Below are 21,730 nucleotides of genomic sequence, written 5' to 3'. Positions count from 1 at the left end.
AAAGATATAATATATACATATTATGCTACCTAATATACAGAACTGTACTCATCTCTCGAAAAAGAGAGGAAAGCAAAGTAATTTAAATAAGTGCTTTCCTTTTTTGACATGTATATGTGATCTACAGATTGCTCTTCAATTACATATCCATTCAATGATATTTGATTTTAAATTTTGATTTTTAACGGGGTTAATTTGTTATTGGTTCCAATTAGTATAAAGTTTCTAATAATAGTAAAAATCGTTGTGGTAGAAGATAAAATATTGTTTTCAAGCTAGTTGCCAATCCCCCGAAAAAGAGGGACATCACAGCGTTAAACAGTTGAATATAAGATCATAGGTATGGAAAAGATAGTTTTCTAAATCCATTGGATTTCAAAATATTTGTCATGCTCCCATGCCTTGCAGTATATGGGAACCATTCATGTGATAAATAAAAACGAAGTTTGTGAGTATTCAATATATGAACTATTTTTAACTATGATGCTAAAATCCACAAATAGGTGCAATACTTTTTTTATTTTGGGCCAGAACCTATGTTGCTGTACAAAAAATCGAACTTCCTTCCTTTTTTTCGTTTCACAAGAACCTTTTTTAGTGATTTTTAATACATTTTATATGAAATTCTATATAGGGATGGGAGGGATTTATATGATAGGAAAGGCTTATAATGTTTAAGTATCTGTCAATAGTGTTTAACTCCATTGATAGAAAAAATTACTGGATGAGTATGTCATGGTTATCCAGTAATGATACCTATAGGTATCTAAATAAGGCTAAAAAGAAACCATGAATGAATACAGCTAAAGAAAAAGGCTACGATGCCGGAAAGCAGGTTTCAGATATCAAAAGACATCTTACTATATATAACAATAGTTTGATTCATGCCAGTGAGATAACAACGGCGAATATAACGGATCACTTGGGTGCTATCCAAATGTGTTAAAGACATGCGGAAGTATTGAAATACGTGAAAAAGATGCTTTCTGATGGTGCATACACCGGAAAACCATTTGCACAAGTAATGAAAGCAACTCTTGATTGTTCTGGTTCTGTTAAAACCATCAAACGCTCTGAGCTTCACCAGTTTTCCGTTTTATCCAAACGTCGGGTTGTTGAACGAACATTCGCTTGAAAATAGTAGACAGAGTTGCTCTTATTGGCGATTTTATTGAAAAGATTTTAGATAGGCCCTTAGATCAATTTAAAGATAATAATGGGAAACTATCCTTAAATCATAATAGTGATTACTTTAAATATTTAGGAGCAATTATGGTTGGAGCAAAAACGTAGATACGGCTACAACTAAAAAATAAAATGAATGTCAACCTTTATATTTCATATTTTAATGGTACATCTTGTGCTTCTGCCATTATTGCTGGTGCAACGGCTTTAGTATAAAGCATTGCAAAAAACATATAGGATATCGCTTTACATCAGATGATTTAAGAGCCATATTAGGTTCCGATAGAGTTTTTTACATTGGTTTTATGGGGCTGAATTAACCGGATTGCTTTAATTGAAGAAAGACATATTTGCTTGTGTTAATGTATTAAACGAAACTCATATAAGGATCACTTTGTCCCACCACACCTAATTTTTAATAAATGAATCGAAGAAGAAAGAACCGTTGCGGTGGTAAAAATGTATTATATTATTATGAGTAATAACTGATTTAATTGGAGAGGGAAATCATGTTGAAAATATTACAGAAAGTAAGTATATATGTGATTACTAGTATAATTGGAATGTGTAGTTTAAATTTAATTGTCGTACATGCAGATACTAACGATTTACTAGATACGGCTAAAGTATATGACTATAAAAATAATGAAATGAAAACTGGTGTGTTATATGGAATTTCACATCGGAATCGTTCGAGTTACTGGTTAACTAGCCCTACTTGTCTCAGTGAAAAACAAGTTGAAGATGATCGGTATGGCTTTTGTGGTGAACAGAGGGACCAGTCAAAAAAACCCATATATGCATGGAAATTTTATGATGATAGTTGGACAGACGGTAAGGAGATAGATACTGAAAAAACATATTTTTTCCAGCAACACATATGGAATGAAGAAAAGAAAGAATATGAACATGTTGAAAATAAGTATGCCAAACTGCAAGGAAGTTCTTCGTTATTGAATACCATTCACTATTTAGTAAGTAAGCCGTATGATAGTGCCAATCCAGGACCCTATCGCTTTAAATTTTTAAATGTAAAAAATTCTTCTTATGTGAAAATAGCATTCAAAGGTGGGAATGTTGATTATAATCGTTTCTTTATAGCTGGGGAAACGAAAGAAAATGATAGAAATACGACGTTTAACTCGCGAATAGAGACGGTTAAATATTATTCAGATAGTGATATTAGAAATACTTTTTATGAAGGAGAGCCTGAACTTGGCCTTCTGAATCCACAAATACGCAAAGAAGCAGAGTGTTTTATTTTGGAACCGATAAATATAGGGGATTAGAATTTGTAGGAATCTGGGAAGGGATGAGAACTTTGATGTACGGGATATGTGTTTCTGGTGCAAATAAAGGCACATTCAAAAAAAGGATTCCTACCAGGATCCTTTTTTACGCTGTTACACTAAATAATTGATGAATGAATTGTTTTTGATTTTGAACAGGCTGATCCCATATATCAAGCTGTTCTTTTTTATCATATGCATGGGGTTTCAGTTCATCCTACAACTATTATGCGCTGGGTTCATGAATATGGGAATATCCTCTGTTAAATTTGGAAGAAGAAAAATAAATTGGCAGACTCTATCTGGCATTTAGATGAAACTTACATCAAAGTGAAAGGGGACTGGCGCTATCTTTATCGTGCAATTGATGGAGATGGTTAGACTTTGGACATTCAATTTCGTAAAACACGCGATCACAAAGCTGCCTATATTTTGATGAAGCGATTCATGCTATTTATAACCAAAAGAGAAGTCACATTCCAGACTTCTCTTTTTCGACGTACAAAGAATTACAGGAGTTATTCAGAACCGCTTAAACTATAACTATATTTTTTAAACGAGTTTGTGTATTTTCCAACTTTGCAACAGAACCAAGGAAGATGATATTCTAACCAGGTTAGCGCGAGAAGATTCCTCGGAAGAATAGATTGTTTTTGGTCCTTATTCATTTAGCACTTTTGGCTCTTTTCTATAAGAATATTGTTATAGGTTGTTGAAAATGATATGTTTGACCTGTACAATACCAATTAATCTGGATTGTCTCCATAAGGGTAGGATTTGAGTAATTCCTCTTTTTATTTCAATTATTTTCTATTTTGTCTCTTCAAGATAATGAACTCTTATTCTCAATCGAAAAGCACCCTTCGTACCTACTCCAATTATTTATAGTTACTAAAATAATGAATCTCCTATATCTATTGTGGCCAAGTTTTGACGTCTTGTACGTTCCCTTAAATATCGTTCCGTCGTCATAATAGATTCATGCCCTAAATAGTCACGTATTTTTTTTAGTTCGATACCTTTTCCCATCAAATAATTTGCAAAGAAGTGTCTGCAGGTATGGGGAGTAATTCTATCTTTTCGATAACGTAGAAATGGTAAGTTTGTTTCTTCAATTTTTTCTGCTGTATATTTTGATAAGTAGTCGGCCCTATAATGAGAGCCATCCGCTTTAGGTAGAAAAGCAGATATGCTAGATGCGTCCAATTCACTTGTTTGTTTGCGCAATTGACGAAGATAACAGATATCATCGAGTACATCTTCAAAGATACGGACTTCCCTAGTTTTATTTCCTTTTCCAACTACACGTAGGAGATAAACATTTAAAGAAGTATGGAACGCAAGGTCAGCCCATTTTGCATTTGCAACCTCTTCGATTCGGAGTCCCGTAGTCGTAAGAAGAAAAAACAAGGAATACATAAAGAAATTTGTATTTTTCAGTGTATCCAGAATTTCATTCACTTCTTCCGGAAAGAGGTCACGGTTGACCAGTGCTTCTTTTTTTACAGAAACTTTTTTGAGACGACTACTAAAGTCGTCTGAGAGTCCATTGTTATCATAAACATATTTTAAAAACTGCTGCACCACTGTTTTCTTTCGACGTAATGTAGTAGCAGCATATTTCTTACTTAGTTGATAGAAGTAGATTTCCATCTCATTATGGGATAACTCTTGAATGCCTCCGATTGTTTCTTTTATGTAACGAAGAAAATTAGAAAGATCGTGTAAATAAAGTTTTTTAGTTCGTTCACTTCTTTTTTTCGTTAGAGAAGGCTCATCGTGTAAAAATAAATAAACTAATGACTCTTCACTTAATTTCGAATAGTCAATATTCCGAATGCCTATACCCATTATTCTTTCGAAATGACTGCTATCAAAAAAGTCTGATTTTAATTTTACAAGTTGGTTATTATATTCATAATTTACTATATTCAAAATCAAGCACAACCTTTATTAGAATGAAATATAAAACAAATAGTTTATAAAAATTTTTATGATTCTAATTATACCACAATAAACAGATTATTTATTGTGGTATAAAATGAAATAATTAAAATTATGTTTTTGTCTTTTTTTGATATTTCCGTTTAACAAATAGTTTAATTGATTTTTGTACATTTCAATTCGAATACGATAGGAGTTGATTTTTTGATTAATCTTCGTTAGAAAATATTACATGAAATCTACGATTTAGAATATACCTATTTTCGATTCCATTCATAAGAAAGGAGAGTAATTGAATCTTTTATCAAAAAAGAGTACATTTAATAAGGTACGAGAACGTTATATAGATAATCCAATCAAGTATCTGCAATATATGGAGCACTCAATAAAGGGTGTAGTAAAAGAAGCGGGTTTAACAAAGTACCAATTAAGAAAATTTAAACAACAACTAGAATGAAAGTTTTGAATGAGGTGAAATATGAACTATTTATCTTTCGAAGAGGTATGCGATAGGGTCGGTTTAACAAAAAATCAATTAAGCTATTTAATAAAGTATAAACAAATCGAACCAATAAACTCTACTAGCTGGAAATCAGATGGTGGATACCGTTTTAAAGAAGAAGATGTTCAAAAACTTGTTGAAATCTATAAAGGGGCTCTGACATTAAAGGAAGCGGCAGAGTTTCTCGGCAAATCGAAGACATATGTACATAATGCAGCCAAAGGTGGGATATTACCTTTCAAAGAGATTACTAAAGGGAAATCTAATGAGCGATTGTACTTAAAAAAAGATGTGGAAATTTTCAAACAAGAAATTGAAAATACGTCAAAAGAGGATTCAAGGAAAAAAAAGCAGCATTTGAGTCTATATCTTGATCCAAAGGTAGTAGAAGCGATAAAGAAAAAGGCCTCAAAGAAAGGATATAATGGCTACAAGAAGTTTGTAGAACGAATTTTATACGAAGAAGTAAAAGAAGACATAGAAGAATAGAATTCCCAACGGAAATTGACCTCAAAAATGAAAAATCGTTTTAAAAGGTCTATTTTTGTTTTTAATAGATTTTTTAACTATCGAATCTAATTGTATTGCCATAGTTATTAAAATGGTATACAAGGGAATTTGGGAGTCCGTTTTTTTGAATTTACTTTTGAAAAAACGTTAAAATTACAAAAAAAGGGAAATAGGTCATCAGATTTACAATATTAACCATTAGAGGATAAGTGAATTTAAGGAAAGTCCATTTCGGATGAAAAAAGTGTAAATAAAGAAATAAGAAATGCTAATAAAATTGGCGATATTAATAAAGTAATACAATTAATCAGTAATGATAATAAGATTAGAAATACAAAGACTTCATTTGGAACCAGGTTATATATTGCTGTAAAAAAGTAGTTCTCAATATAGTTGAATTTCTAGTTGAAATAGATAATTCCATTAAATATATTAGAAAGCATTACTAACATGAATTCATATGAATATGCTTGAGCGTTTGGGCAAAGAGAAATCGATGAATATTTAATGCGGTAGATGATGGACCACATCCCAAATCACATCATCAGAAGATAGCGAATAACTCTAAGATTGGATATGAAATAATCCTTAAAAATAGTATACATATCTTTATTATAGTAAACTAAAATATTATTAGATTCCTAAATTAGCAGATTATGAATAGACTAAAATTGGACGAAATTGCTAGTTTAGAGAGTAGAAGTACAACTGTATATGTGTGAAAGTGGGCGCGTTATTACCCCTTCTTTCCATTTAGAAGGGATAATAACGTGGAATTTTTGTGAAATCCTAGAGTGTAATAACAAATTTGTACAACGAATTCTTCTATTTATTTTTTATACCCTTTTTTTAAGTCTATATCTTTTTAACATCTTTGTAGAAAATAGATTTGGGTATAAATCATTTAACATAGCATAAGGGCTAGAATTCCAATATTTTCTCAATGGTGTTTTTAATCCATTTTGATTTAACCACTTGTGAGTATATATTTTTAATAGCTCTTCCTCTGTAATTTGTTCTTTAACTTCAATTGTCCATTGTAATGCTTCTAATGCCTTCTTTTTCGTCCAATAATTATTAGGGGATAAAAGTAATTCCCATTCTTTAAATCTTTCTGGGTATAAACTATTTAAATATGCATATGGACTACCATTCCAAAATTTAATTATAGGTGTTCGTAAATTTTGTTGGTTTAACCAGTCTATACCATATGAATTTTTTATGTCTGTTTCCGATAGTTTTTCTTTAACTTCAATTGTCCACTTGAGCGCCTCTAAACTATTTTCTTTTGTCCAAAAATTCATAGGCGCTTTTTTTAATTGCCATTCTTTGAAGCGGTTTGGATATAGTGCATTTAACATAGCATACGGACTATTTGCCCAGTAGATTTTACAAGGAGATGATAAACGATATTTTTTTAGCCATGACTTATCAAAAACATTTAGCAATTGTTTATCTGTTAACTGTTCTTTTTCCTCGATCGTCCATTGTAATATTTCTAAAGCTTTTTGCTTTGTCCAAAACCCTTTAGGTACAACTGACAATTGCCATTCTTTAAAGCGATTTGGATATAATTCATTCAAATATGCATAAGGGCTACCATTCCAATAGATACCACAAGGTGCGCTTAATTTATGTTTCTTAATCCATTTTTCCCCATAAACAAGATATAAATGTTCATCCGTTAAATGTTCTTTCTCCTCAATGGTCCATCTTAAAGCTTTTAAAGCGTTCTCTTTTGTCCAAAAATTCAAAGGTGCCATTCCTAATTCCCATTCTTTTATAAAATTAGGATAAGCATCATTCAGCATAGCATACGGACTTGAGTTATATCTAGAAAGAACGGTTGATAATTTCATTTTAATGATTAGTCTTTGGTTCCAACCTTTTCTAATAGCATCCCGATCCCACAGCAAAACATGTTCAATTAAATATTTTGTAACACGTTTGGAAAGTTCAAAATTTATATCTTCATTCCATGTAAATGGAGGGAAGCGTTTTCTTTTTCCGTCTAAAATGTCTTGATATATCTGTTCAATTGTAATAAATTTCATTATATTTTTCTCCTTAGATATTGAATCAATGTTAATGTTTTTAAAGGTACTGGGGTAATTGAACATCTATTCTATATTTTATAATGATATATCACCAACTAATAAATCATAATTTGTCTAGAGGAAAGACAAAATTAACAAGTTGGAAAAGATGCTAGATTATTTATTAATTTCATGCTGATTTTAATAAATAACAATAGGCTGTAAATGGTTTCATTCGAATGAATTTTCTTCTTCATATCTGCTCACTATTTAAAGAAAAGGCTATTTCCAAAAAATAATAAAACATCTAAAAACCAATATGAAATATATAGAATAATAAATTGTTGTTGTACTTAAAAGACATTTTGATTGTTATTTGTCTACTGTTACAATTTGTGGATTTTCTCCTACCGAAAAGCAGGGAAAGAACCATATTTAAACACCTAATTTGCCTGGGGAATAGACAAATTAGGTGTTTTTTATTTTGCTCTACTATAAATATATTAAAATAAGGTGGAGAATCTAGCTAAGGGAGTCTTTAAATTGAAAAAATTCTAATTAAAAATTATTTGAAATAACAAAAGGCTGTTTTATTTGAAGAGTCGAATAAAATAATGTTCATCCAAAAAGGAGAAGAGATTATGCCAAAAGCTTTTTATATGAATATGGATTATAACAGACCTGCAGATATATTGCGGATGCTTGGACATCCTATGCGTTTGATGATAGTTCGAGAATTAATTGCTAAAGGTCCATTAAATGTATCCGAGTTACAGAAGTTAATACATGTTCCACAGTCTACAATGTCGCAACAGTTAATAAAGTTAAAAGCTTATAAGATGGTTTCCTGTAAGCGAAAAGGAAATGAAATTTATTATATAGTGAGTGATGAGAAAGCTATTGAGGTTATTGAGGTTATGAAGATTCTCTAAGTTTCTATGTAGTTTTGTACAAGAAAGATCGTCAGAAATGGCGGTCTTTGTGTTTATAGGTGGTACGGGCAATGATTGCTTCTTTTTTTGGACAATTCACAAACGTAGTGATTTATATGATTTAGTTCGGTTTAAAGATTTTTCTAGTTTGATGATACTGGTACTATTTCTATTTTTCGCCGTCGTTATTGCAATATTTACTTTGCTGTTTTCTTATTTAGTTAGAAATACTAGTGATATAAAACAAGATAACTATCTAATGATTTGAGGTGTAGAAGTATGACTATTATAGTAAACCTTGATGTAATGTTGGCGAAAAGAAAAACGAACTTGACTGAACTTTCGGAAAGGATTGGCGTTAAAATGACAAATATTTCGATGTTAAAAAACGGAAAAGTAAAATCAATTAAATTTTTTATGCTAGATAAAATATGTGAAGCTTTAGAGTGTCAACCAGGTGATATTTTAGAATATCAAAAAAATAAAGCTGTTAATGAAGGAGGGAGTGCATCATGAAAAAATATATTTACTAGCTTTTATATCAATATTACTAGGGTCCATTTGCATGGTTAGTTATTTTATGATGGGCTCAAGCATAGAAGTAAATGGAAAAAAAACTGAACCTTTCTTCCTAATTCCATTAAGTATTCTTTTTGTTTTTAGTGGTATTGTTACATTATTGTTAATGGTGGAGCAAGTCCATCATTTTCAGATTTCAATTTTACAACATCATTAATTTTTGTCATCATACACTTTGCAGTATTACTTCATTGTATCAAGTGCATTATTCCAAAAACGTCATGTACTTTAGGTGAACATAAAATAGAACATAACCCAGTTAGAAGGTGAAAACAAGAAATATATACTAGACCTTTTATATTTCGGCTATTACCAAGCTTTATCTTGCATTTTTTCTATCATTATCTTTGTAACACTTGCTGTTTCAAAGATAATCTCCATTCCTGGATTGCATCGCTACGATTTTATTCTACTTATATGTTTGATTACGCAATACTTTATGTTTAAAACTAATTTAGAGCCAAAAAACGCGTTAAAATTGATTAGTGTGTTTGAACACAAAGATAGGAGAAATTCTATGATTCTTTGTTCAATATTAACGTGTTCGAATTTTCAGTAACGTTACAAAAGTGTTAGGTTTTTGTAACGTTAATCAATATGAAAGATGTTCCACTTTATATAGGCTAAGGAAGAGGCAATTAAATTGTTGAAGATGGACTTTGAGGGGATAAACAATCCTATTTTTCAGGAAACTATAACAAAATACGAATTAAATCTAAAGTTCTTCAAAAAATATGTTATTTAGTTTAAACAATATTCATTTTAAAGGAGAGAAAGCGAACATATGCATAAAATCATGATAGTGGAAGATGATGAAAAAATATCTGATTTGCTTCAATCTTATATTAGTAAATACGGATATCAAGCGGTTGCTACAAAAGATTTTGAACATGTCCTGGAACAATTCAAGGATATTCAGCCTGATTTAGTTCTACTAGATATCAATTTACCGTATTTTGATGGTTTTTATTGGTGCCACCAAATGAGAACGATATCCACTTGTCCAATTCTTTTTGTATCAGCAAGACAAGGAAAGATGGAACAAGTTATGGCATTAGAACACGGGGCAGATGATTATATCGTGAAACCGTTTCATTATGAAGTTGTAATGGCCAAGATTAAAAGTCATCTTCGGCGGATTTATGGTGAATATGCCCCAAAAGTAAAAGAGAGAGTGATACAACGATCAGGATTACAACTATATCCAGAAAAAATGGAATTAAAATTAAAAGATAGGACTAGTATGCTTACAAAAAATGAAGCGCTATTAATAGAAATTCTCCTAGAAAGGTGTCCTAACATTGTTAGTCGTGAGAAAATGCTAGAAAAAATTTGGAATGATTATACGTATGTAGATGATAATACACTGCGTGTAAATGTTGCACGTGTTCGAAAAAAATTAGAAGCACTTGGAATTAAAGATGCACTAGACACGGTTCGAGGGGCGGGATATCGTTTAAAAATAAACTGGGATAATGATGGGGTACTATAATGAAGTTGTTTTTACGAGAACACCTACCATTGATTGTAATGATAATTTTACAACTCATTGTCACTCTTATGGTGTATTGGTTAGATGGCTATCGTCATATGCTAACAGCTTTATATAGTGTATTTTTAGGGGGTTGTTTTTTAATTGGGTATTTAATGTATCGTTATTATAGCCATCGTAGATATTACATTATACTGTCTCAACCTTCTCAAACTTTGCAGGAATCCATACAAAAGATGGATGAGACGCCTATATCCATAGCTTTTAGACATGTATTAGAAGCGCAATATAACCAATATCAAAGCCAATTAAAAGCATGGGAACGTAAACAAAAGGAGCATCTGATATTTATTAATCAATGGGTACATCAAATGAAGACGCCTGTATCTGTAGTGGAATTAATTACACAAGAAGAGCATGGAGAATCGTTTGAAAGTATAGCGGAAGAAATAGATCGTATGAAGTATGGGTTAGAAATGGTACTACATATGGCACGATTAGAGACGTTTGAACAAGATTTTCATGTGGAAAGAGTATCATTAAAGACACTAGCTCAAGAGGTGATTTATGAAAATAAACGGTACTTTATCAGAAATTATGTGTTTCCGAATGTGAAAATCGCACAAGATTACATCGTCGAAACAGATATAAAATGGCTTAGATTTATTGTCAATCAAATTCTGTCTAATGCGATTAAATATTCTGCTGGTAGTAGACAGAACATTACAATGATTGCTTTTAAAAGGGGGAAATCTGTTGTCTTAGAAATCCAAGATCATGGTGTAGGAATTCCAAAAGAAGATTTGCCAAGAGTTTTTCGGCCGTTTTATACAGGCGAAAATGGAAGGAAGTTCAAAGAATCTACTGGGATGGGATTATATCTTGTGAAAAATATTACAGAAAGATTAAATCATGAAATCGAAATAGAGTCTGAAGTAGGTATAGGAACGAAAATTCGGATTGTTTTTCCACATGCAAGCCAGGAGTGAATTATATAAAGAATTTTCAGAACTCTTACGAAGTTGTTATGCATTCGTAATGAAAATCGATAGGATCAATACATGTTCTCCGTTACACTTAGTGGTATAGAAAAAAGAAAAAGGAGACAAACGAGATGGAAATACTCACAGTAAACGAACTTAGTAAGACCTATAGGGGGAAGATATCCTATGAAGCACTTTCTAATATTAATTTAAATATAAATAAAGGAGAATTTGTAGGTATTATGGGGCCTTCTGGAAGTGGAAAAACAACATTGTTAAATATGGTGTCTACCATTGATTCTCCCACATCTGGGGAGGTATTGATTAGCGGGAAAAATCCACATCGTTTATCAGCTAACAATCTTGCAGAATTCCGAAGACGTCAGTTAGGGTTTGTATTCCAGTCTTTCAATCTGTTGAACACATTGACAGTAAAGGAGAATATTGTTCTCCCTTTGACTTTAGACGGTATGGATGTCAAACGGATGAATAAACGTGTAGAAATGATTGCAGAGAAGTTAGGTATCCAAGAAATATTAAACAAGCGCACGTATGAAATATCAGGTGGACAAGCACAAAGGACAGCTATTGCGCGTGCTCTTATCCATAAACCGCAACTTGTACTAGCAGATGAACCAACAGGGAATTTAGATTCAAAAGCGGCTAGTGATGTTATGGCGTTATTACAGCAATTAAACAAAGAACAAGAAGCAACCATGATGCTGGTCACACATGACCCAATGGCTGCGAGTTATTGCGATCGCATCGTATTTATCAAAGATGGCAAGCTGTATAATGAACTTTATTGCGGGGGAAGCCGCCAAATGTTCTATCAGAAAATTATGGATGTACTTGCTTTATTAGGAGGGCGTAAGGATGAATTTTCGCCAATTCGCTTGTAACAACGTCATGCGTAGCAAGCGAACCTATGCTGCGCATTTTCTCAGCAGTACATTTTCCATTATGATTTTCTTTACGTATGCTTTGTTATTATTTCATCCAGATTTACAAGGAGGGTTAACTGCCGGTAGTGCAACAATGGCGAAACTTGGAACAGTTGGGATGCAAATTTCTCAAGCTCTCATTTTCCTTTTTTCTTTTTTCTTTCTGCTGTATTCGGTCAGTGCATTTTTGAAAACAAGAAAAAAAGAATTTGGGATCCTTATGATGCATGGAATGTCTCCGTCACAGTTAAATACATTGATATTTTTAGAAAATATGATAATCGGAACTGCATCGATTGTTTTTGGCATTCTGATAGGATTGATTTTTTCAAAGATGACTTTATTACTCAGTTCCAATCTATTAGCGATTGAAAACGGTCTTCCTTTTTATGTGCCTATTAAAGCAATTGCAATGACAGCGAGTACGTTTTTTATTTTATTTTTACTGATTTCGCTTTTTACGTCTAAAATGGTAAAAGTCAACCAGTTGATTGAATTAATGAAATCAGAGGAAAAACCGAAACCGGAACCAAAGTCTTCCTGGATCCAAGCCTTTCTTTCACTGTTTTTCATTGGGACTGGATATGGGTGTGTGTTTTATTTTGTAGAAAGTAGAATGTTAGATGCTTCTATAGTATTGATTTTCGGGGTAGCGTGTACTGTAATTGGAACCTATTATTTATTTTCTCAGCTGAGTGTATATATCCTAGGTAGATTAAAGAAGAACGAGCGTCTATTTTTTAAGAAAACAAATCTTCTTACCATTTCTGAATTGGCATATCGTATGAAAGATAATGCCACGATGTTCTTTATGCTAGCGGTTATTTCCGCCGTAGCTTTTACAGGAATTGGGACATGCTTATCAATCGGGGATTCCGCATTATATGGAATGAAAAAGCCGTCATTTGCATTTACCTATACTTCATTGGAAGGAAATGCGCAAGAAGAAGCGCATATTACAGAAATAAAGAAACAGCTTACAGATGCAGGATTTTCTTATCAAATGGGTGCTGTAACGAAAAAACATAGTGAAAATGGTTTCGCAATGCTGAAGCTAAGTGATTATAATTCTTTAGCAAAAGCATTGGGGCATCAAACAGAAATATTCCAAAATGAAGATGAAACGATCTTAGTTCCCACATCTGCTTCAGCAGTGGAGAAATATCAAAAAAGAGAGGGAATTCCTTCTGAAATCGCCGTAGTACAAGGAGAGAAGAATCTTTCATTCAAAGTAAAAAAAGCTGTTCCCTATCTAGTGGAACCAAATGGATATGGCGTTACTCTTGTTGTTTCAGATTCCATGTATGATGTGATTCCAAGCGGAGATGGTAAGCGTACGGAGTACGGGTTTACTGTGAAGGATTGGACAGAAACAAAAGATATAGCAAAACAATTAGATGCGAAATTCATGAAGACAGAAACAAAAGGTTTAACATATCTTTTCTCCTCTTTCTATACGGAATCGCATATGTTTAAACAATTAAATGGAATGTTATTAATTATGAGTCTGTTGGTAGGCATTGTATTCTTTACCTTTGCAGCCAGCTTATTGTATTTCCGCCTGTATGCAGATTTGGAAAGAGATCAACAACAGTATGAAATGATTGCAAAAATAGGATTAAGTCAAAAAGAATTAAAACAAATTGTTACAAGGCAGCTGTCGTTGATGTTCTTTCTCCCCATACTTGTAGCGGTCATCCATAGTAGTATAGCATTTCTAGCTTTGCAACAGTTACTGAAATTTTCTATTTTGAACACTTCTATTTTAGTACTTGTAGGTTTTATTGGGATACAGATACTCTATTTCTGTATGGTACGCCGAGGGTATTTACGCCAACTATATACTAAGGTTTTATAAAAGAAAAATAAAATGAGAAATGGAGCAAAAATGATGAAAAAAATACTATCTATATGTGGAATTGGATTATTTGTGATTTCAATACTTGGTGCGTGTTCGCTGTTTGGAGGAAACAAAGCGCCATTAAATGGGCTGATGTTACTAGGTGAAGAACAGGCATTGAAAAAAATAGAAACTGAGCATAAAAAAGAGATAAAATCTGCCACATTCTATAAAGTGAAACAAGAAGTAAATGGTGGTAAGAAAATGCTTATTATGAATGAAAAAACGGCAAAGGACATTGTGAAAAGAGGGATATTAAGAGAGAAAGATAATGATGGCTTTATTAGCAGTTCTACACCAATTTCTTCTTTACCTAAAATAAAGGACAAGGAAGCTTTAGTATTTGCTGATCCGAAACATACAAGTATGAAAAATGTGGAAATGAATGGAACAAAAATACAGACAAAATACGAAAGTAATTCTGATTTTTGGTTTCCACGAGGGGATAAGGAGGAGTTATTACTGGTTGTAGATAATGATACATTTCAAAAAATTTCTTTGCCAGAAGTTGATATGAGCATAGTAGAATTAAATAAAACGTATGGGGAAAATAAAGCAGTTGATTCTAGTGATATAGAGGTAGTGCAGGCTAGCAATGAATTCGATAAATTAACGAAATCTATTCGAGGCGATGTGAAAAAACTCTTTATTATTTCTATTATGAAATAATAAAGAGTTCATTAAGTAAAGTAAAATAAAGCAAGCTGAGTTAACCGATTCCTTACTCTTCAAGGAATCGGTTCCTTTTTTTCCGAGGGAATACGTTGAATTCTTCTATATGAAAAATAGATATAAAAATGAATGAAGGAGATAAATAGATAAAAAAACATAAACATAAAGTGTTGCTTACTAATGACGTAGTAAGGGTAAGTGTAACAATGGTTAAATATGTTCATATTTTGTGAGTGACCCCAACAGAATGAAGCGTTGCCGTGCACCTTTAAAATTTACCATTCCCGTCATATTCTTCTGTGATTTCTAACTCTACTTCATGTACATCACGATCATCTTCAGGATTTTCTTCATCTACATACTTTCTACACTTTGTGTATAATTTCTACAATCATGTGCGAGTTCAAGAAAAATTAAACCACCTATCCCCTAAAGAATATAGGGGATAGGTGGTTTAATTTTTGTCCCGTTCTCGGGGTTCACCTCAATACTGTATATAGAGTGTTTTATATGCAACCTCTAGTTGAGTTAGTTTAGTTTTATCAGTTTAAATTTTTGTGCCATGCTGTTGTTGAGTTTGTCCCGAACATAGACTTTTGAACCATTGGCTGTTTCTTCACCGTAAACATCTAAAACTTTATTTTTGTTCGCAAAATTCACTAACAAGATATTTCCATCTACAGCATCTTCTAAAGTCCAATAATGCTCTGCTTTGTGCTGATTTTCTGTTACAAGGGCTGTATAATCAGTACCGGATGTAGTATTATAGGCTAAAACTTTATTATTTTGTTTGTTGATGATTTGATAAGCATTCTTACTAGCATCATATTTGAATTCCCATTGTTGGTTTGTATTCGGGGTATTCCAATCAGGATGGTAATCCCATATTACTGGTTGTTCACCATAAGCTCCAAAATCGACAACCTTGTTTGCTTTTGAGTACACTATTTTGTATGTGCCCTCAGAAAAAATTAACTCTCCACTATCATTAAATTGATATGGTTTCCCCTCAATTGTTACAAATCCTTTAACCATTATACCGTTTTTAGGGCTGAGGTAATAATGTTTCTCCCCCAGCTGAATCCAACCGGTTTTCTTTTCTCCTTTTGTATCAATAAAATACCATTTATCACCTTCTTGTTTCCATTTTCCTATTGCTAATAATTGGAATACCTCGTTATTTGCTGTGTTTTTGTAATATTGCTCTCTATCATTTCTTAATTTTACATAGTTGTTAAGAGCAACCTGCATTTGTTTTCTTTTTTCGTCAGCATTATTAGCTACTGGATGTAAATCAAAAATGTATTTTTGCATTTTACTCATAGTTTCTTGTTCGCTAGTGCTATTTACATTGCCACCTGGAGTGTTTTTTGCTGTATCATCCATTTTTTTGTTAAACTGCTGTTTACCCAGTTCATAAGTTTTTTGTACATGGTTTACATATGTTTCGGCAAGATTCTTAATACGTTTTCCAAAATCTTCATTGTCCTCTCCTTTTAGGAGTGTATTTAAGGCATCAGTCGTATATTGAAGTTTAGGACCTGTTCCGTTCTTTTCAAGGAAGTATAAAAATTCTAAATGAGCAGTCGCCATCGCCGTGAATATAGGAAGTGCTGGAATGACTTGTAACTTTTGTTTGCAGTGTCCGATAATATCTGAAAATTTATTGTTAATGTCCTTTGCATCTTGTGCAAGCGCTTGTTCTTTAGTAGTAAGCGAATAAAAGGACCCTGCAGAAATATTCATATTTATGTTTTTTTCAAATTTTTGTAGCATTTCTTTTAAGATATTTACCTCGGATTCAATAGTAGCAATCTCATTGTCAGTAATTTTTTGATCCATCATATTATTAAGATCATCTATCAATTTTTTCATTTGATTTTTTTGAGCTTCTACATTTTCTGGCCATAGTAAACCAATTAATGGAGAAATAATTACGCCTCCATATGGAATTAATGCTGTACCTGACATTGCCAGAGTTCTAAAAGTGTTGTTATAATTTCCGTTATTCTCATGAGCATCTTTATAAGCTACTTTTAATACATCACCTGACAATGTACCAACTTTTTTTAGATTGTCCATAGTTAATAATTCTTCTAATTTGCTTGAAGTAGCCCCAGCACCACCACTAGTGCCTAATGATTCAAGAGCGGTTTGTCGTGTCCTCGTTGATGTTTCATCAGCGAATACAGAGGCAGTGTTTCCTACTACACTTACTCCTAATGTCATCGTTGCTACTGTTGCAAGTGCTACTTTTTTGTATTTGCGCTTTGCATCTTTTCGATTTTTGTACTTCATGGTAAAGTCTCCTTTTAATTATAAATGATAGTTAGATTATTACGATAAATTGATTGATTTCTTAATTGACATTTTGGCAAAATTAATTAAGGGGTTCAAATTACCAAAAATCAAATCTTGAAAATGCTAGATAGATATTTACTATGCACACTCCTTACTATCGTATTTTAGAAAAAAGAGGAATGTAAGAAAAACGGATTGTTCGGATATGCAATATAATATATATCATCCATAAAGTGATCTTCCTCTATATTCTAGACATATGATAACATTTGGTTTTATGATTAATTTTATAAAATGTTCACTTAGTAAAGTAATAATTTCGTTACAATATTAGTATTGAAAAATCTTATATATTTTTCAGTGTGGTAAATATCTTTTATCATAATCTGAGTACTAAAAAAGGGGCATACCATGTGTATGCTCCTTCATGCAAAATTAGTAATTCTTTTTGTTTTCTTAAGAAATGTGATTAGAAGAAAAAATAAGAAACGAAAGCAATAAACATTAATCCTGTAAGAATTACACGCAACCAATTTATTAAGATTGATTCTGTATCCTTTAATAATTTACTTTGTATCCAAAAACAAACAAAAAAAATGATAATAATAACGATTCTATTGTGTTGTATACTAATTTTCTTTAACAAATAATCTCCTAGATAGGAGTACTCATTAATTTTAATGCTCATTAATATACATGAATACATAATTAATGTTGAAAATACACCAAATGATAGCTTAAATTTATTCATTTTTCAACCACCCTGTATTACAATTATTTTATAATTTTTTTTCTTGGAGGTATCCCTCATTTAAAACTAAAACTCTTGTGGCTAATTTAGTGCTAATCTCAGAAAGATGTGAGGTAAATAGAATAATTGAGCCTGCAGTTGCTCTCTGTTTAAGAATATCAATAGCTACTTTTTGAGCATCACTATCAAAAGCTGAAAGGGGTTCATCAAGTAAAATAATTGATGATTTACGTGTTAACATAGCAGACCAATACAATTTATGTTTCATCCCCAATGAATACTCCTGTACAAATTGATCTAAAGCATGATCAATTTGTAATTTATTAGTCATTTTTAAGAATGCACTGGAAAATCGCTGCTGATCTATATTAAATAATTGCTGGAAAAAATCCGCATTTTCTAATCCTGTTAAATAGTTAAATAGATAAGGTTCTGCAGGTATATAAGTCAAATTTGCTAATAATTCTTGCCTATTTTCAATCAATTTCCCTCTGAAAGAAATTTCACTTTCAGCATGCATTAGTTGCGCGATTATACGTAGTAATGTAGTTTTTCCACAACCATTATCTCCCTGTAGCCAAATGATATCACCAGAGTTGGCTGAAAATGAGATGTTTTCTAGTAATTTTAGATTTTTATCATATCTAAAATTTAAATTTTGTATATAAAACATTTTTGCTCTCCTTTAAATAGAATCATATAAATAATTTATGAGTAAACTTATAAAGTAAATACACTCTCCATGCATCCTGCAATTATTAATAAAATTGTAATTATTATTGGGACAGGTATTATTTCCCTTTTTAATAAATTAAAATCTATACCCCTTTTTTTGATACTCTGGAAGATAAATCCCCAAACCATATATGGGTACAAACATGATAATAAAATAGCAAGTATCTCAAACACTCCATGAGGAAGAAAAGATTTAAAAATTTCTAAAGTCATATCATTTTGAACCATTACAGCAAGCACAATACCTATTAATGTGCCATTCAAGGCTAATAAAATTAAACTACCGATTCCATACGTGAGTATTCCTAATCCAATAGAAAGTATTGATTGGTTTATATTATGAGAAAAATAGTGAAACCACGAATAACTAGGAGGATCGGGGGGAAAAGGATTATGATGTCGTTGAAAAATACCTCCCCAAAAACAAGAAGCTAAAAAAATCAATGTAATAAAAGCAAGTTTTCTAGAATATTTAGACCAAATACTTTGAAATAATTTATCTTGTGTATCTCTCATTTCATTGCACACCTATCTTTTTCTTTTCTTTTTCGAGAAAAACCAACTAAATCCCCATACAATAATTAACATCATAAAAATATCATAGAAAAACATTTTTCCTAATGAATGGTCAAGAAAAACTCCTATAAAGAAAACAATAAATAATAGACCATTTATTATTCGTTTTGGGATAGTAAAGAAATATTGAAGAACTTTCGTTTCATAAGTATCTAGACGAATCATAAATATATTTTCATAATCAAATCGACTGCATAATTGTAGCCAATAAGTTGATAAAATACAGCTCATGAAAGAAAGTAACCAAGTACCAATAATTCCTACACATAATTCTAAAATTGAACCATTCATAATTATAAATCCAATCACAAATATAACACTAATTATGATTTGTAGTGGCCACAACAAAAGCATTAATAATTTTCGTTTACACTCCATATACTGTGTATCTGAAAAATATGGAGTTAATTTGACTAAATCGATTTGTCTTAATTCACTTGATGGATGCAGGATAGGATAATTCCATAACCATAACCAAATAGTTTGAGAAATTGCAATCCAACAGACAAACCAAAATCCTAAAATGAAATTAGTGTAATTATCAATATTTTCGATAAAAAATATTGATAATCCCATAATCGAACAAAAAGCGGGTGGGATAAGTAAGAATGTTTTTTGAGAAATCTTTGTATGTATGGTTAATCTTTCAAGAATTATTAAATCCCTACGTATCCATGGATTTTTAGAATAAACTAGTTTACCTATCCATTGATAAAACTTAAAAATATAGCTTGTGGATTTTTCTAAGGTAAGCGTAGTTCTTTTTTCTGTAAAATTCATCTTGTTAGAATAATAAATAAGATAAAAGGCTGTCATAACTAAATAACAGAAGATAACTGCACCAAATATGTAATACATCCAATCATAGTGAACAATCTTTAATAACCCTTGAAAATGATTAATAAAAACCAATTCAAGATGCTTAGAAAAAGTAGAAAATGTTTTAAATATTCCTTGGTTATATGTATTACTCGGAACGGGTTCTTTAATTAAAGGAAGAAACAGTGTTTTACTAATTAACCAAATTCCTAATGATATTAAAATGACCCTTAATAAATAAAAGATTTCAGTATTCTGTACAATGCGAACCTCAGATCCCCAAGACTGTAATACTGTCTTCCTTAGTTTTGAAAAATAGATTGATGAAATCAATAATATCCAACTTATAATAGAAAAAGCACAAATAATAAAGTTTGGAGAAATTTTTATTATGATATATAATCCCATAGCTTGTAACATAAATTCATGCGCCCAGAACATAATTACTTCAGCTAATAATGTTACGTTTAGAAGTTGATTTTGATTGTATTGAGACTGCCAGAGTGTATCAATTAATGGATTATTACTAATACGATTTGAATTTTGTCTAGCCATTGAACTAGGAAGTATAAAATTAAACAAGAGCACAGCAAATATAATCCAATTTCTAGCAGTATCATTAGTAATACTTTCAAAGAAAAAGACAAAAAATAAAAAGAAAATATTTTGTGACAAAATTATTATAATCCAATTCAATAGTATAGGTAATTTCAATCCTAGTTTTGTACGTAATTTCTCATTCATACCTGAAAAGTCTTGTCTTAGTTGATCCAAGATGATATTTTTTAAAATAATTCTCGGGAAAATTTCAAAAACCGCCTTTCTTTATATAAAAACATAATGAAATTAGGGGGAGATATAATTATCTCCCCCTAAAAATTAACGAAATATAATTGCACTAATCAGATATTACCAAACAACTGCTGCGGCTTTCATATCTTTTTTGATGTAATCTTTAATAGTAAAAATAGCAACATCAACAGCAGCACTTGCTACTGATAAACCACCTGCTGAAATAATAGCAGCAATTGTAGAAGCAATAACAATACCTACACCAACTGTATCTACTGCATCAACGATTGCCTGTCCCATTGGTTTACCAACCCCAAAGAATCCCATAGCTTCAAACATTCTAAGCACCTCCTATAAAAATTCATAATGCATGTCGCGACCTCAAAAAATATATCATATAAATTTCTAATCGAAACACTTAAATTGAACTTTGACAAACGCAAATAAAAACAAACATCTTGAAAGAAATTTAAATATAATTGGAAATTAGTGTTGTTTTAACATGCTTGATTTAAACAAAATTTACTACTGAAAGGAGACATACTATGCAAGCAAATATCATTCATCCAAACAAGAAGAAAAAATGGATTATTATCGGAGTTATTGCACTAATTGTTATTGTAGCAGCAGTTAATATTTTTATTATGCAAGGTAAGAAGAAGGGCGCATCAACAACGGCTGATGCTGTAAGTTTTGAGAAAGTGACAGAGCGTAAGCTGAATAATACGAAGTTAGTTTCTGGTCAGGTGAAGCCTGGGAATATTGAAAGTTTCTATGCGGATCCGGCC

At 31.6% G+C, this 21,730-nt stretch carries 18 protein-coding genes and 5 pseudogenes; 14 read left to right on the top strand and 9 right to left on the bottom strand.

From position 1 onward, the window contains the following. Positions 1 to 1,694: 1,694 nt before the first annotated feature. Positions 1,695 to 2,474 (top strand): hypothetical protein, encoded by a 780-nt coding sequence (locus ACS2MN_RS29945; protein ID WP_346995101.1) that lies wholly within the window; start codon positions 1,695 to 1,697, stop codon positions 2,472 to 2,474. A gap of 106 nt (positions 2,475 to 2,580) precedes the next feature. Here the strand turns inward: ACS2MN_RS29945 and ACS2MN_RS29940 are convergent. Continuing rightward, positions 2,581 to 2,664: pseudogene (locus ACS2MN_RS29940) on the bottom strand (IS6 family transposase); the annotation flags it as partial. Positions 2,665 to 2,675: 11 nt separating this feature from the next. Here ACS2MN_RS29940 and ACS2MN_RS29935 point away from each other — a divergent pair. Continuing rightward, positions 2,676 to 2,924, top strand: a pseudogene (locus ACS2MN_RS29935) (DDE-type integrase/transposase/recombinase); the annotation flags it as partial. Between the two features lie 441 nt (positions 2,925 to 3,365). Here the strand turns inward: ACS2MN_RS29935 and ACS2MN_RS29930 are convergent. After that, positions 3,366 to 4,409: a tyrosine-type recombinase/integrase gene (locus ACS2MN_RS29930; protein WP_346995100.1), complete on the bottom strand. Its 1,044-nt coding sequence runs from the start codon at positions 4,407 to 4,409 to the stop codon at positions 3,366 to 3,368. 265 nt (positions 4,410 to 4,674) lie between these two features. On the opposite strand from ACS2MN_RS29930, the pseudogene ACS2MN_RS29925 reads away from it, so the two are divergent. Continuing rightward, positions 4,675 to 4,875: pseudogene (locus tag ACS2MN_RS29925) on the top strand (transposase); the annotation flags it as partial. Between the two features lie 21 nt (positions 4,876 to 4,896). Next, positions 4,897 to 5,409, top strand: coding sequence for a helix-turn-helix domain-containing protein (locus ACS2MN_RS29920; protein ID WP_438894903.1), 513 nt, complete (start codon positions 4,897 to 4,899; stop codon positions 5,407 to 5,409). A gap of 857 nt (positions 5,410 to 6,266) precedes the next feature. Here the strand turns inward: ACS2MN_RS29920 and ACS2MN_RS29915 are convergent. After that, on the bottom strand, positions 6,267 to 7,484 hold the full coding sequence (locus ACS2MN_RS29915) for a hypothetical protein (protein ID WP_438894902.1): 1,218 nt from the start codon (positions 7,482 to 7,484) through the stop codon (positions 6,267 to 6,269). Between the two features lie 623 nt (positions 7,485 to 8,107). Between ACS2MN_RS29915 and ACS2MN_RS29910 the strand changes: the two genes are divergently transcribed. The 9 genes and pseudogenes from ACS2MN_RS29910 (at position 8,108) to ACS2MN_RS29870 (ending at position 14,965) form a co-directional block, all read left to right on the top strand. Next, a complete protein-coding gene (locus ACS2MN_RS29910) occupies positions 8,108 to 8,398 on the top strand; it encodes an ArsR/SmtB family transcription factor (RefSeq protein ID WP_438894911.1) in 291 nt (96 codons plus the stop codon). 279 nt (positions 8,399 to 8,677) lie between these two features. Next, positions 8,678 to 8,914 (top strand): helix-turn-helix domain-containing protein, encoded by a 237-nt coding sequence (locus tag ACS2MN_RS29905; RefSeq protein ID WP_438894901.1) that lies wholly within the window; start codon positions 8,678 to 8,680, stop codon positions 8,912 to 8,914. Next, entirely contained in the window at positions 8,904 to 9,134 is a 231-nt protein-coding gene (locus tag ACS2MN_RS29900; protein WP_438894900.1) for a DUF3955 domain-containing protein, read from the top strand. Before ACS2MN_RS29905 ends, ACS2MN_RS29900 begins: the two co-directional genes overlap by 11 nt. Positions 9,135 to 9,227: 93 nt before the next feature. Next, positions 9,228 to 9,470: pseudogene (locus tag ACS2MN_RS29895) on the top strand (DUF817 family protein); the annotation flags it as partial. Between the two features lie 291 nt (positions 9,471 to 9,761). Next, on the top strand, positions 9,762 to 10,469 hold the full coding sequence (locus ACS2MN_RS29890; RefSeq protein WP_346995095.1) for a response regulator transcription factor: 708 nt from the start codon (positions 9,762 to 9,764) through the stop codon (positions 10,467 to 10,469). Further along, a complete protein-coding gene (locus ACS2MN_RS29885; RefSeq protein WP_438894899.1) occupies positions 10,469 to 11,458 on the top strand; it encodes a sensor histidine kinase in 990 nt (329 codons plus the stop codon). Before ACS2MN_RS29890 ends, ACS2MN_RS29885 begins: the two co-directional genes overlap by 1 nt. A gap of 125 nt (positions 11,459 to 11,583) precedes the next feature. Next, on the top strand, positions 11,584 to 12,354 hold the full coding sequence (locus ACS2MN_RS29880; protein ID WP_346995093.1) for an ABC transporter ATP-binding protein: 771 nt from the start codon (positions 11,584 to 11,586) through the stop codon (positions 12,352 to 12,354). Beyond that, positions 12,329 to 14,254, top strand: coding sequence for an ABC transporter permease (locus tag ACS2MN_RS29875; protein WP_346995092.1), 1,926 nt, complete (start codon positions 12,329 to 12,331; stop codon positions 14,252 to 14,254). Before ACS2MN_RS29880 ends, ACS2MN_RS29875 begins: the two co-directional genes overlap by 26 nt. A 33-nt stretch (positions 14,255 to 14,287) precedes the next feature. After that, positions 14,288 to 14,965, top strand: coding sequence for a lipoprotein BA_5634 family protein (locus ACS2MN_RS29870; RefSeq protein WP_346995091.1), 678 nt, complete (start codon positions 14,288 to 14,290; stop codon positions 14,963 to 14,965). A gap of 531 nt (positions 14,966 to 15,496) precedes the next feature. Here the strand turns inward: ACS2MN_RS29870 and ACS2MN_RS29865 are convergent. From ACS2MN_RS29865 to ACS2MN_RS29840, 6 genes are all read right to left on the bottom strand, one after another. Further along, the gene (locus ACS2MN_RS29865) at positions 15,497 to 17,266 is read right to left on the bottom strand and encodes an insecticidal delta-endotoxin Cry8Ea1 family protein (RefSeq protein WP_346995090.1); all 1,770 of its coding nucleotides are present in this window, start codon (positions 17,264 to 17,266) and stop codon (positions 15,497 to 15,499) included. 472 nt (positions 17,267 to 17,738) lie between these two features. Next, entirely contained in the window at positions 17,739 to 18,020 is a 282-nt protein-coding gene (locus tag ACS2MN_RS29860; protein ID WP_346995089.1) for a hypothetical protein, read from the bottom strand. Between the two features lie 28 nt (positions 18,021 to 18,048). Further along, positions 18,049 to 18,693, bottom strand: a complete 645-nt coding sequence (locus ACS2MN_RS29855; RefSeq protein ID WP_346995088.1) for an ABC transporter ATP-binding protein — start codon at positions 18,691 to 18,693, stop codon at positions 18,049 to 18,051. A gap of 47 nt (positions 18,694 to 18,740) precedes the next feature. Then, positions 18,741 to 19,271: a stage II sporulation protein M gene (locus ACS2MN_RS29850; RefSeq protein ID WP_346995087.1), complete on the bottom strand. Its 531-nt coding sequence runs from the start codon at positions 19,269 to 19,271 to the stop codon at positions 18,741 to 18,743. Between the two features lie 12 nt (positions 19,272 to 19,283). Further along, positions 19,284 to 20,894: a hypothetical protein gene (locus tag ACS2MN_RS29845; RefSeq protein WP_438894898.1), complete on the bottom strand. Its 1,611-nt coding sequence runs from the start codon at positions 20,892 to 20,894 to the stop codon at positions 19,284 to 19,286. A 165-nt stretch (positions 20,895 to 21,059) separates the two neighbouring features. Beyond that, positions 21,060 to 21,281, bottom strand: coding sequence for an uberolysin/carnocyclin family circular bacteriocin (locus ACS2MN_RS29840; protein WP_346995085.1), 222 nt, complete (start codon positions 21,279 to 21,281; stop codon positions 21,060 to 21,062). A 206-nt stretch (positions 21,282 to 21,487) separates the two neighbouring features. On the opposite strand from ACS2MN_RS29840, the pseudogene ACS2MN_RS29835 reads away from it, so the two are divergent. Further along, positions 21,488 to 21,730 (top strand): annotated as a pseudogene (locus tag ACS2MN_RS29835) (efflux transporter periplasmic adaptor subunit); the annotation flags it as partial.

This window comes from Bacillus cereus group sp. BceL062 (assembly GCF_051780025.1).
Lineage (GTDB): Bacteria > Bacillota > Bacilli > Bacillales > Bacillaceae_G > Bacillus_A > Bacillus_A toyonensis.
This window is presented reverse-complemented; position numbering and strand designations above follow the sequence as displayed.